This is a genomic window from Streptomyces sp. NPDC047706 (assembly GCF_043204795.1).
Classification (GTDB): Bacteria; Actinomycetota; Actinomycetes; order Streptomycetales; family Streptomycetaceae; genus Streptomyces.
Genome location: NZ_JBIDCW010000009.1, coordinates 7,206 through 18,948, shown reverse-complemented (window position 1 = coordinate 18,948; position 11,743 = coordinate 7,206). Strand labels below are relative to the sequence as shown.

At 70.5% G+C, this 11,743-nt stretch carries 11 protein-coding genes and 1 pseudogene; 3 read left to right on the top strand and 9 right to left on the bottom strand.

What is annotated here, in order from left to right; genetic code table 11:
• Positions 1 to 89: 89 nt before the first annotated feature.
• The 7 genes from ACGF8A_RS12945 to ACGF8A_RS12915 all read right to left on the bottom strand — a co-directional run bounded on the left by ACGF8A_RS12945 (position 90) and on the right by ACGF8A_RS12915 (position 7,103).
• On the bottom strand, positions 90 to 959 hold the full coding sequence (locus ACGF8A_RS12945; RefSeq protein ID WP_393107257.1) for a carbohydrate ABC transporter permease: 870 nt from the start codon (positions 957 to 959) through the stop codon (positions 90 to 92).
• Positions 956 to 1,918, bottom strand: a complete 963-nt coding sequence (locus ACGF8A_RS12940; protein ID WP_393107255.1) for a carbohydrate ABC transporter permease — start codon at positions 1,916 to 1,918, stop codon at positions 956 to 958. The genes ACGF8A_RS12945 and ACGF8A_RS12940 overlap by 4 nt, the downstream gene beginning before the upstream one ends.
• Positions 1,912 to 3,252 carry an ABC transporter substrate-binding protein gene (locus tag ACGF8A_RS12935; protein WP_393107253.1) on the bottom strand — a complete coding sequence of 447 codons (1,341 nt, stop codon included), beginning with the start codon at positions 3,250 to 3,252 and terminating at the stop codon, positions 1,912 to 1,914. The genes ACGF8A_RS12940 and ACGF8A_RS12935 overlap by 7 nt, the downstream gene beginning before the upstream one ends.
• Positions 3,249 to 4,226, bottom strand: a complete 978-nt coding sequence (locus ACGF8A_RS12930) for a GNAT family N-acetyltransferase (RefSeq protein ID WP_393107251.1) — start codon at positions 4,224 to 4,226, stop codon at positions 3,249 to 3,251. The genes ACGF8A_RS12935 and ACGF8A_RS12930 overlap by 4 nt, the downstream gene beginning before the upstream one ends.
• Positions 4,227 to 4,586: 360 nt before the next feature.
• Positions 4,587 to 5,126, bottom strand: coding sequence for a group III truncated hemoglobin (locus tag ACGF8A_RS12925; RefSeq protein WP_393107249.1), 540 nt, complete (start codon positions 5,124 to 5,126; stop codon positions 4,587 to 4,589).
• A gap of 185 nt (positions 5,127 to 5,311) precedes the next feature.
• Complete coding sequence (locus ACGF8A_RS12920) at positions 5,312 to 6,517, bottom strand: globin domain-containing protein (RefSeq protein ID WP_393107247.1); 1,206 nt, start codon at positions 6,515 to 6,517, stop codon at positions 5,312 to 5,314.
• A 145-nt stretch (positions 6,518 to 6,662) separates the two neighbouring features.
• A complete protein-coding gene (locus tag ACGF8A_RS12915; protein ID WP_393107245.1) occupies positions 6,663 to 7,103 on the bottom strand; it encodes an RrF2 family transcriptional regulator in 441 nt (146 codons plus the stop codon).
• A 178-nt stretch (positions 7,104 to 7,281) separates the two neighbouring features.
• Between ACGF8A_RS12915 and ACGF8A_RS12910 the strand changes: the two genes are divergently transcribed.
• Positions 7,282 to 8,118, top strand: a complete 837-nt coding sequence (locus ACGF8A_RS12910; protein ID WP_393107242.1) for a hypothetical protein — start codon at positions 7,282 to 7,284, stop codon at positions 8,116 to 8,118.
• A gap of 486 nt (positions 8,119 to 8,604) precedes the next feature.
• Here the strand turns inward: ACGF8A_RS12910 and ACGF8A_RS12905 are convergent, their stop codons facing one another.
• Together ACGF8A_RS12905 and ACGF8A_RS12900 are read right to left on the bottom strand one after the other, a co-directional pair.
• A complete protein-coding gene (locus ACGF8A_RS12905; protein ID WP_393107240.1) occupies positions 8,605 to 9,321 on the bottom strand; it encodes a DUF899 family protein in 717 nt (238 codons plus the stop codon).
• A gap of 177 nt (positions 9,322 to 9,498) precedes the next feature.
• Positions 9,499 to 10,681 (bottom strand): annotated as a pseudogene (locus ACGF8A_RS12900) (spore photoproduct lyase family protein).
• Positions 10,682 to 10,884: 203 nt separating this feature from the next.
• On the opposite strand from ACGF8A_RS12900, the gene ACGF8A_RS12895 reads away from it, so the two are divergent.
• Positions 10,885 to 11,061, top strand: a complete 177-nt coding sequence (locus tag ACGF8A_RS12895) for a hypothetical protein (protein WP_393107238.1) — start codon at positions 10,885 to 10,887, stop codon at positions 11,059 to 11,061.
• Between the two features lie 288 nt (positions 11,062 to 11,349).
• Positions 11,350 to 11,743, top strand: a 394-nt coding sequence (locus ACGF8A_RS12890; protein WP_393107656.1) for a transglutaminase domain-containing protein, incomplete at its 3' end; no start/stop codon positions are given.

The following is an 11,743-nucleotide window of genomic DNA, read 5'->3' as shown; positions in this document are numbered from 1 at the left end:
GCGCGCCACTGACGCGGAAGCCCTGGCTCCGCTGTGGTTGCGCACGGCACCGCGTGACCGCGCGGCCGCGATTGCCACCTGCTACGCAGTCATTTGAGGCCGCTGAGCATCACACCGCGGATGTAGTACTTCTGCAGCAGCAGAAAGAGGATCAGGACGGGCAGGACGCTCAGGACGAGACCGGCCATCAGGATCGGCATGGTGCGGGTCGGATCCACGTAGTCCTGAAGGAACTGGATGCCGACGGGCAGGGTCATCACGTCAGGGTTGGCGGTCGAGATGAGCAGCGCCCAGATGTACTCGTTCCACGCATTGACGAAGGTCAGCAGACCGAGCGTCAGCACCACCGGTGTGGTCTGCGGGACGACGATCCGCCACCACACGCAGAACTCGCCGGCACCGTCGATGCGGGCGGCCTCCAGGACCTCGTCCGGGATCGAGACCATGAACTGGCGCATCAGGAAGATCCCGAAGCCGTTGACGAGGAACGGCATGACGAGCGCGGCGATGCTCACGGTCAGGCCGGCGCCGCCGCGCCCGAACAGGTCGTTGCCGCCCGCAAGCGGCCAGTGCACCAGGATCAAAAAGTGCGGGATGAAGAAGAGGAACGGAGGGAACATCATCGTGGACAGCACGAGTCGGAAGATCAAGTTCCGTCCGGGAAAGCGGAGCTTGGCGAGCGCGTAGCCGGCGAGTGACGACGTGACCAGGACCGACCCGGTGATCACGGCGGTCGCGACGACGCTGTTGCGGAAGAGCACCGGCAGGTCGAGCTGCTCGATCGCCGCCCGGTAGTTGGACAGGTCGAACGCCTTGGGCAGGAACTGGTACGGCAGCGAGCCGGCCTCACCGGCCCCCTTGAACGACGTCATCACCATGTCGAGGAACGGCACCACCGTGAGCACGGCGCCGGTCACGACCACCAGGTACGACAGCCACGGGAAACGGCGGCGGATCATACGTCCTCCTCCTTGCGCCGGAAGATCCACAGCTGCACCAGGGTGACCGCGAGGACCACCACGAACAGCACGAAGGCCGCGGCGCTCGCAGGGCCCCAGTGGCCGTACGAGAAGGCCTGCCGGTACATCTCCAGAGCGGCCACATCGGTCGCGTCACCCGGCCCGCCCTTGGTCATCACGGTGATCAGCGCGAACGACTGCAGGCCGCTGATGAGCTGGGTGACGCACACCAGCAGCAGGGACGGCCGCAGCAGCGGCAGGGTGATCCGCCAGAAGACGGTGACCGGCCCGGCGCCGTCGAGCGCCGCGGCCTCGTAGTACGACCCGGGAATGGACTTCAGCCCGGCCGTCAGGACGAGGATCGCCGAGCCCACCGAGGCCCAGGCGTGCACGACCACGACCGACGGCAGCGCGGTGTCCGGGTCCTGGAGGAACGCCACCGAGCCGAGCCCGAGGGCGTTGAGCACGCCGTTGACGAGACCACCCGGCTCGTACATGTACTTCCACACGTTGCCGACGGCGACGACGGTCGTCACGATCGGCAGGAAGTACAGGGTGCGCCACAGACCCTGGAACCGCAGGTTGTCGATGCACGTGGCGACCAGCACGGAGCCGGCGAGCGCAAGGACCACGGTGCCCAGGGCGAACAGCAGGGTGTTGGTGAGGATCGGCGCCAGGAACGCCGATCCGTCCGTGAAGAGACCCGCGAAGTTGTCCGTGCCGACCAGATGGATGCCACCGAGTTCGAACCCTGACCAGCGGGACAGCGACAGCAGCAGCGCGAAACCGAGCGGCAGGATCAGGAACACGGCGAAGAACAGCAACGTCGGTGCGAGGAAGAGATAGGCGACGACCGCCTGGTGGCGCCGGGTCCGGGCACGGCCGTCGACGGCTCGCCCGGCGGAGCGCGTGCTCGGCGGCACCCGCTCGGCCGTCGCCGTCGTGAGTGCGTTCACCATGCGCGCGACACCTCCCGATCGACCTCACGCCGGGTGGTGCGCAGCGCCTGGGCGGCCGACTGCTGACCGGTCCACAGCGCCTCGATGTTCTTGCGCAGCAGCGACTTGGCCTGTTGGGCGCCAGGCACGTTCGGTTCCGGCACCGCGTACGCCAACGCGTCCAAAAAGGGGCGCAGGTTCGGATCGCTGTGCGCGCCGAGGAGCGTGCGCATGTCGTCGGCGCGGCCGGTCAGGGAGCCCGCCGACACCTGCAGGGAGCTCATGCGGGTCACCTCTCCGTCCACCTCGGCGCTCCCGGCGCGCACTTTCTCGGTGTTGAGCCAGCGCAGGAACTCCCAGGCCGCGTGCGGGTGCTTGCTGGCCGCGTTGACCCCCAGCATGAAACCGGTGGAGAGCGTGGCACGCCTGCCGTCCGCCTCGGGGAGAGGCAGCGGCGCGACACCGACGTCGCGGTAGTCCTTGCCCATCAGCGTCTTCAGGCTCCCCGTCCACCAGCCGGCGCTGACCACCATGGCCACCTGCCCGGACCGGAACGCCTTGTAGACGTTGACGCCGGGGGCGCTCGCACCCTTGGTGACGAGACGGTGCTCCAGATCGAACACGGCCCGTCCGGCGGGTGAGTCGATGGCGGTGCTCCTGCCGTCCCCGGCGACGAACCTGCCGCCGGCGGCGTGGAGAAGGGCGAGCGTCTGGCCGACGGTGGTGGAGTCGTCAGCGGTCGACAGCCCGAAGCCCTGGACCAGGGTGTTGCCGTACCGGTCACGTCTGGCGGTGCGGTAGGCGGTCTCCTCCAGCTCCCGCCAGGTGCGTGGCGGGCCGTCGACACCGGCTTCGCGCAGCAGCCGCTTGTTGTAGTAGAGCGCGTACGTCTGTACCTCGGTGGGGTAGCCGTAGACCTGGCCGCCCACCGAGGCGGCGTCGACCGCGGCTTCGCTGTAGCCGCGTGCGATCTCCTCGGCGTGCTCCCGGGGAGCGGCGCGCAGGACGCCGGCCTGGACCAGCTGGCCGTTCCACAGGCAGTACGGGTGGAGGATGTCGGTGCCCTGGCCCGCGGCCTGCCGGACCATGAACGTGGTCAGCAGGTCGGTGAACTCGACGGCCTTGGTCTGCACCTTGACCCGGTCGTGGCCGGCGTTCCACTCGTCGACCGGGCCCTGCAGGGCCTCCTTGAGCACCCCGCTCGCGTAGTGCGTGAGAAGGGTGAGGACGATCGGGTCGCCGGGCCGCCCGGTGCCCTGGTGCGGTGCGGCGCATCCGGAGGCGAGCAGCGCCGAGGGGAGCGCCAGCGCGAAGTGGCGCCGGCTCAGACCGCCGCTGCGGGGGGCGGGCGTCATCGAGCGGCCTCACGGCGCATCACACGGAACACGCGGGTCGTGGTGAAGCCGGTCTTGCGGTACATGTGGCCCGCCGGGGACTGCGCGCCGGTCCACAGGAACCACGCGGAGTGCGCGCGGCGCGCCCGCATCCTCTCCAGGACCAGGTGCAGGAGGATCTCGCCGAGTCCGCTGCCGCGCATCTCCTCCAGCACGCCGATCGGGCCGAACCGCTCGTCCACCGCGTCGAACGCGCCGTGCATCGCCCAGCCGGCCATCCGGCCCGAAGGGTCCCGGCAGACGACGATCCGGTCGAGCGGCGTACCCGCGGCCAGCGCCGCCCGGATCGTGCACGCCCAGTCCGGACCGAAGTGGCTCCCGGCGAGCGCCAGCAGATCCACCAGGTCGTCGTCCGACGGGGTGGCGAACCGGTGTCCCCGCGCCCTGAGTTCCTCCACGCGGCGGGCGACATCCTCCGGGACGCGATAGCCCACCAGGCCCAGGTCCATCGCCTCCGCCTCGTACAGCGTGCGAAAGCCCAGGGACTCCAGGAGCTTGGCCGCTTCGGGGTAGGCCTCGGAGTCCAGGCCGGGCAGGACGTAGTTCGGGGTGTACGAGGAGAAGTCCACGCGGATACGGCCGTGGCCGTGCAGCCAGTCGAGTGCGCCGGTCAGCAGCCGGCGGCCGAGACCGCGCCCGCGTGCGGCCGGGTCGACGAAGAAGAACGGGATCCAGCCTTGCTCCGGCTCCAGGTCGGTGCCGGCCATCGGCGTCAGACGGCGCACCGCGTAGGCCGCACCGACGACACGGTCCCCCTCGACGGCGATCCGAAGACCCTCCGGATCGAAGTTGGCGTCGAGCAGCACAAGGGAGCGGAAGCGGTCCGCGGTGACGGAGTCGGCCGGCGCGCTGCGCCGCCAGACCTCCACCACCTGCGGTCCGTCGCCCGCGCGAAAGCCGCGGATGTCGGTCCGGGGTGTCGTGCGATCGGTCATCGGCGAGGTTGTCCTTCGTTACGCAGGTCAGGGACGGTGTCGTGCGTCGCCCGCAGGACTGCTGCGGTCCGGTGGGGATGCGCTGCGCCACGGCGATCAGGTTTCGGTCCAAGAGGGCGCATGGGCGGTGCGAGGCCCGCGCCCGGCTGCCCGGCGGGGGACGGGCGGCCCGGGGTCGTACCTGCTCACCTTTTGGCCCGTCAGCCCGTGACATCTGAAAGCCACAGCAGGGAATTTACGTGTATGTCCGGTAATTAAGCAATTACTTACCGTCGGGTCGCCTCAATCAGAGAGTGATACCCGTGCGTGGCAGCCCTCGGAGACCCTCCGGATCGGGGCGGCGGCGGTCCCGCCGCCCGGCTACGCCTCTTGTGGGGAGCGGCCGATCTGGAGGAGGACGGGCCCGGGGTGCCGTGGCGATTCGTCGCGGCCCGCCGTGTTGTGGAGCAGGGCGCGGGCGATGGCGTGGGCCTTGGTGACGGCGCGTTCCGCCACGGGGCCCTCGTACCGGCGGTGGACGGCCGCTGTCCACAGGTGCAGCCAGCGTTCGAAGTGATCGGCGCGCAGGGGGCTCGCGGCGTGCAGTTCGCGGTGTGCGCGCAGGGCGTTGCCGCGGTAGACGCCCGGAGTGAGCAGGGCGCTCTCCCAGAAGTCGGCCATGAGGGTGAGGTGGTGCGCGACATCGATGCGCGCGACCTCGGTGAAGAGCGGACCGATCAGGCGGTCCTCGAGGACCTCGCCGTAGAACGCCGCGACAAGTCCTTCGACATCCGCACGGTCACGGATGTCGGGTCGTTCGCCGGCCGGGCCGTCCGGGTCGCGCGGCGCGTCGTCTGTCACGTCGTCTGTCACGTCATCGGTCATGTCGTCCGTCACGTCGTCGGTCACCTCGTGGGTCACGGCTTGTCGGTCACGTCATCGGTCACCGGAAGCCTCCGAAGGCGAGCACGGCTCCCGCCACGCCGCCCGTCTCAGTACCTCTGTCAGAGCGTCAGCACGCGGCCGCGGGGTGGGCAGGGCGCCGCCGCACCGAGCACCCGGTACACGAGGGCAGGCGCCGGCGCGGCGTCCGTCGCGCACTGCGTCTACTTGCTGAGCCACAAGTCGGGGCCGAAGACCTCGTAGTGGATGGCGGACGGGTGGAGCCCCCGGGCCAGCAGTTGACCGCGCACCTCGCGCATGAACGGCAGCGGGCCGCAGAGATAGGCGGTGGTGTCGCGCGCGATGTCCAGGCGGTCGAGTGCGGTCCGGCCGGCGTGGACCTGGGGGCCCGTCACGTGGTGGGCGTCGTTCTCGTACCAGAAGTGGACGTCCGCACGGGGCAGTCGGCCGGCCAGATCCGTCTGCTCGGCACGGCGGACGTGGTGATCGGGCCCGCGGTCGGCGTGGACGACCGTGACGGGGCGGGTGGAGGCGGTGCGGACGAGGTGGTCGAGCATCGACAGCATGGGTGTGATGCCGATGCCGGCGGAAGCGAGCAGGAGCGGGCTGCCGGCCTCGGGAAGAAGGAGGTCACCGGAGGGCAGCGAGACGTCCAGCACGTACCCCTCCTTCGCGTACCGGTGCAGCCAGCAGGAGACCTCTCCGTCCGGAACGGTCCCGTCGGCGGCCCTCTCCCGCTTCACGGTGATGCGCCAGGTGTCCCGTCCGGGCGCGGTGGAGAGGCTGTACTGCCGGATCTGACGTGCGCCGTCGGGCAGTTCGACGCGGACACTGACGTACTGTCCGGGCCGGAACGGCCTCGTGGGGCGGCCTCCCGTGGGGCTCAGGACGAGCGAGACGGCGTCGGCGGACTCCTCGATGCGTGAGGTGACGATCATCTGCCGCCACACGTCACCGTCGGCCACGTCAGCCGCGGCGTACAGCCGGGCCTCGGCCGCGATCAGCGCGTTGGCCATGAGCCAGTACACCTCGTCCCACGCGGCGGCGACCTCCGGCGTGACGGCGCCGCCCAGCACCTCCGCGACCGCCGCGAGCAAGTGGCGGCCGACGAGCGGGTACATGTCGGCGGTGATGCCGAGCGAGACGTGCTTGTGGGCGATACGGGACAGGATGGCGTCCGGCCGTTCGTCCGGCCGTTCGACGAGCAGGGTGGCGAAGGCGGCCACGGCGCCGGCGAGTGCCTCCCGCTGCGAGCCGTTGACCTGGTTGGTCCGGTTGAACAGATTCCGCAGCAGTTCGGGGCGCTCCTCGAACAACCGCTGGTAGAACCGCTCCGTGATGCTGGTCAGAGAGGCTCCCACGGCGGGAAGCGTGGTCTGGATGACGGGGACCGACCGTGCAGAGAGCATCGGACACACTCCTGGTTTCGCGTACCGTGAATTAGTATCTTAGATTCGCATTTAGAGTCGCGGCCGGACACGGATGCGACCCCGGGTTGGTGAGGGCTGAGTGGGTGGGGTGGCGGAGGCTCGCCGGGGACCGGCCGTCGACCGGTCAGGTGGGGGAGCGGCCGAGGGCCAGCAGTACCGGTCCCGTCGGCGACTTGACCAGATCCGCCACGGTCAGGTCGTCGAGTGAGGCGTAGAAGGCCTCCTGCGCCTGCCGCAGTGCGCGCCGGAGCCGGCACGAGCCTGCGAGGGGGCAGGGGGTGTCGCCCTCGCACACGACGACCTCCCGGTCGCCCTCCAGAGTCCTGATCAGTTGACCGACCTCGGTGTTTCGGCCCGCTTCGGTCAGCGACAGCCCTCCGTTGCGTCCGCGTCGAGCCTCGATCACACCCAGGTGCTGCAGCTCGGCGACGGCCTTCGCCATGTGTGTGTAGGGCACCTTCATGGAGTCGGCGATCTGGCGTGTGGTGAGCAACTGGTCGCCGTCCATCACGGCCAGCCGCATCACGGCCCGGAGCGCGAGATCTGTGTATCTGGTCAGCCTCACGAGTGAACCGTAGCATTGTTGCATCTGAGATTCGTATTTAAGCGGTGTGAGCCGGATCTCACGGTCCTCCGGGAAGAGCCTTCGCCGAGACCAGGGCACGCTGTGGGGTCCGCCCCGGGCCGTGATGGGTGTCGGGTGGGCTGGATAGGCTGGTGGCCACCGACCCAGGAGATGCCCCGTGCCCGGCCGCCCCAGCGTTCTGTTCGTCACTGACCTCGCCTACCAGGCCCAGGGGCGGCGCTACTGCGACGAGGACATCTTCCTGTCGTCGCGCCTGCGGAACGACTTCGGCATCGCATTGTGCAATCCGCTGGACGCCGCAGCCCTCATGGACGCCTTCGACGCGGTCGTGGTCCGCAACAGTGGACCCGTGCTGCACTACCGGAGGGAGTACGACGCCTTCCGGGACAAGGCCGCGGCGCTGGGCACACGGCTCTACAACCCGCTGTCCGGCCGGGCCGACATGGCCGGCAAGCAGTACCTGCTGGACCTGACGGCTGACGGATACCCGGTCATCCCGACCATTGACCGACCCGAGTCCCTCGGCTTGCTGCCTGAGACCGACCAGTACGTGGTCAAGCCGAAGGCAGGGGCGGACTCCATCGGCCTGGACTTCGTCTCCCGGGACCAACTGGACCGCCTCGCCTACGCCGGCATCCTGGTCCAGCCCCGCATCGACTTCCGCTACGAGGTCTCGTTCTACTACATCGACGACGCCTTCCAGTACGCGCTTCACGCTCCCGACCCCGACCGGCGTTGGGTCCTCGAGCCCTACCACCCCACCGAAGCCGATCTCGACTTCGCCCACCGCTTCATCGACTGGAACACGCTCGATCACGGCATCCAGCGCGTGGACGCCTGCCGTACACAAGAGGGCGACCTTCTGCTGGTCGAGCTGGAGGACCTCAACCCGTACCTGTCCTTGGAGCGTGTCGACGAGACGACCCGTGACGCCTTCGTCGCCGGCATGACGACCTCTCTGCACCGGCTTCTGGGTATCTCCACCCGCCCCTGAACCGGCACACGCCCGGTCGCTCTCCCTGCGCGCCTCAACGCGTGACCCATGGCTGGGAGAGCACAGCCATGGATCCCTCGGTGAACTCGCCGGTACCGGGGTCGCATTGGGCACGGCGGCTTTCCCGGAGGTGTGACTGGAACGTCGACCGAAGTCCGGGAAGTGGCTCGGGCTGCCGGCAGCGACGGCACACCGGCGCATTCATCGAGAGCTTGCACGCGTGCTGGACCTCCAAGAACACGCGGCGCGGGCAGAAGCGGACCTTGCGCCGGTGCGAGGGCCGCCACGGGAGGGTGCGCCCGTGTCTCGGTACGACGTCCCACGTCGGGTACACCGTCGGTGCGGCTTTACCCCGACCGCGTGCCGTCGATTGTGTCGGCCCGGGACCGCGCAGAGGTCGTCGCCCGTGCGGGAGCGCCCCATGTCGCACGGACGCCGGGATCGCGACGTGAGCCGGCTGGGGCGTGCGCCGCCGGTCGCCGGCGGTCAGTAGTCGAGGTCCGGGTACCAGTCGTCGCGGCCCTTGGGCGTCAGGTCGAGCATGTGCCAGACGGGCGCCATGAGGTCGATGCCGCGCTCATCGATGTCGTCGGCCATGCGCGGGTGCGTGGAGTAGAAGTGGCGGACCGTGCCGGCGCCGTCGCGGGTGAAGACCGAGATGGTGGAGTCCTGCCCGCCGTCCTTGTCCTCACTGCCCAGGTCGTACTTGAACGAGCTGTCGCCGCCGCTCAGGAGCCGAAGCCGGTGCCAGCCGCGGTGGCGGGCGTGCCGGCGCAGGGCCGGCAGGTCGGCGGCAGCGACGACGGCGAAGTCGGCGTTGCGTGCGACGTGGTGCGCGACGCCGTTGAAGCCGTCGATCCACAGGGTGCACATGGGGCAGGGGTCGGTCTGCAGCTTGCCGTACATGAAGTGGTAGACGATCAGCGGGCGGTCCGTGGCCGTGAACAGCTCACTCAGAGTGACCTCGCGGACCGGTGTGTCGCCGGCGGCGAGGTCGGCGGGGCCCTCCAGGAGGACGTAGTCGTCGACCTGTGGTCCCTGCGGGAGCGCCCGCCGCAGGGCCGCGACCCTCTCGCGGTGCCGCATGAGATCGATCTCGGCCAGGCGCAGCTCTTCGCGGGCGTCGAGATAGTCCGCCGATTCGCCGGCCAGTCTGGTGTGCCGCAACATCACGCCCTCCTCGGTGGCCGTCTCCCAGTCCACGGGTCCGGATGACGAGGTCCTGGCACCCGAGCTGCCGGTTCCGCGTCACCGAACCGGTCCTTCGAGTCTATGGAGCGCCCCGCCCTCGCGCCCTGCGGGCGGGGACGGGCCGTCGGGGCTCGCGCTGCGCAGGCCGGGCGCCAGGGTGCTGTGCACGGCACGGTTCGTCCCGGGCGTTCAGAAGGCGTACCGCACGTCCAGCCACGGCGCGTGGCGGCCGATCAGGTCGCGCAGGGTCTGCACCGCTTCCCCCCTTGATCCCGTTGCGGTAGCGCACGTTGCGGGCACCGTTCTCGGAGCGCTTCGCCTGCTGGAGGTCCGGCCGCCACAGGACGTCCTCGGCACGGGGATGCCAGCCGAGGTTGACCTCGTGGAGCTCACGGTTGTGGGTGAGCATGATGACCTCCGCGGCGGCCTGCCGCTTCACCCGCGACGGCAGCACGTCGTCGAGGTGGCTCAGCAACTCCGCCCAGGCGGCTTCCCAGCCGGGGCGGAGGACCACCGGGGAGAGGTTGAAGTGCACCTCGTACCCCGCGTCCAGGAAGTCCGCCGCGGCACCGATGCGTTCGCCGACGGGTGAGGTGCGCACATCCAGCAGCCTGGAGTCCTCCGCCGGCATCAGCGAGAAGCGGACGCGGGTCCGGCCGCGCGGGTCGAGGGCGAGCAGGTCGGGGTTGACGAACTTGGTGGCGAAGGACGCCTTGGCGGTGGGCCACTGCCGGAAGGCGTGCACCAGGTCCGCGGTGTTGTCGCAGATCAGGGCGTCCACCGAGCAGTCGCCGTTCTCGCCGATGTCGTAGACCCAGCAGATGGGGTCGCACTGGTTCGGCTCGGGCTTGGGTCCTTGCCGGGCGACGTGCCGGGCGACGTGGGCGACGATCCGGTCGATGTTGGTGAAGACGGTGACGGGATTGGCGGACCCCTTCCGCCGCGGTACGTAGCAGTACGCGCAGGCCATCGCGCACCCGTTGGAGGCGCTTGGGGCGATCCAGTCGGCCGAGCGGCCGTTGGGGCGCGTGACCAGGGATTTCTTCTCGCCCAGCACCAGCGTCCCGCCTTTGACGCGCACCCAGCGCTCGACGTTGCCCTCGTTGCCGTGCAGCCCGGGAATGCGCCAGTGGGACTCGACCGGCGTCACCCGCGCCTCGGGGAAGCGGGCGATGATCTGCCGTCCGCGCGGGGACGCGGCCGCCGCGGGCTCAGCGTGGATCTCCCGTACCGGCAGCAGCCGACGGGCGGCGGCGGAGGTCCGGAAGGAGGAGGGGCGCTCCTCTGCCGCGGCAGGTCCGGGACCGAGGGCGTCGAGCCCGAACAGAGTGCCCGAGTCGTTGTCGTCCGGGCTGCCGGACGGGTGGTGCATGAGTGCTCCCGTGCGGGGTGGTGCGAGGGGCCGGAGAGACCGTCGTTCCACTGTACGGGGCACATACCCGCCGCCGTTTACTCGCGTGCCCCGGGGTGCGTGCGGGGGCCGCCCGGGGGCATACGCGTTGCACGCACCACCGGCGGCCGACATGGCCCTGACCCCGTCATTTCCGTGTTACGTCCCTCTCAAGGAGGCACATCGTGCTGGGCATCATCGCGGCGGTCCTGTTCTTCATCGCCTTCCTCATCAACGCGGCGGACATCTCGACCAACGAGGTCTTCGCCTCGACCAATGTCATGCTGATCGGTCTCATGCTGCTCGCCCTGCACGTCGCGGGCGTCGGAGGCGGCTGGGCGGGGCGCGGCCGCAGGCGCTGACGCGGGCAGGGGCGCGCGACGGGCAGGGAGGACCGTTGGGGGCAGCCAGAGTGAGTGAGGCGCGGCCAACGAGCTCCCTCGTGGGAAGTTGAACGCGTTCAAAACATCTGGGAGGGTGTGCCCGCCGGCAGTCGCCCGCCGGCCGAAAAGGACGGCCGCCATGACGAGCTCGCTTCTCATGCCGGGCCGACGAGTGCTCCCGGGCTCCGCTCCCACCGGCGCGGACTGCCCGGGAGCACCGCGCCCACCCGCATCCTGGACTGGCGGCACCCTCGCGTCACGGCGCTGATGGGCACCATCGGCGCCGCGCCGGACGGCCAGGGCGCCTGGACGCGGCCCGCCGGGCAGCTGGCGACCCTGCGGCGGGCCCATCGGGCCGTCACCGGGGCGGTGCGCCCGGTGTACTCGGTACAGGACGAGAGGCCCGTGTCCGAAGTGCTGCGCCGCGGCCGTGGCTCGTGCAGCCAGCGGCTCGCCGTCCTGGAGGCCGTCGCACGGGCCGACGGCATTCCCACCCGGGTGCGCGGCCTGCTGGTCGACGTGGGGTGGGGGGGGGGGGGGGGGGGGCGGCCCCGCCCCCCCCCCCCCCCCCCGCGGGCCCCGGCGGGGGGGCCCCCCCCCCCCCCGCCCCGGCCCCCCCCCCCCCCCGGACCGGGGCGAAGACACCACCACCCCCCCCCCC

Coding starts and splice junctions, on each gene's coding strand:
- ACGF8A_RS12935 (WP_393107253.1), bottom strand. CDS start 3,252: ATGACGCCCGCCCCCCGCAGCGGCGGTCTGAGCCGGCGCCACTTCGCG.
- ACGF8A_RS12940 (WP_393107255.1), bottom strand. CDS start 1,918: ATGGTGAACGCACTCACGACGGCGACGGCCGAGCGGGTGCCGCCGAGC.
- ACGF8A_RS12930 (WP_393107251.1), bottom strand. CDS start 4,226: ATGACCGATCGCACGACACCCCGGACCGACATCCGCGGCTTTCGCGCG.
- ACGF8A_RS12920 (WP_393107247.1), bottom strand. CDS start 6,517: ATGCTCTCTGCACGGTCGGTCCCCGTCATCCAGACCACGCTTCCCGCC.
- ACGF8A_RS12945 (WP_393107257.1), bottom strand. CDS start 959: ATGATCCGCCGCCGTTTCCCGTGGCTGTCGTACCTGGTGGTCGTGACC.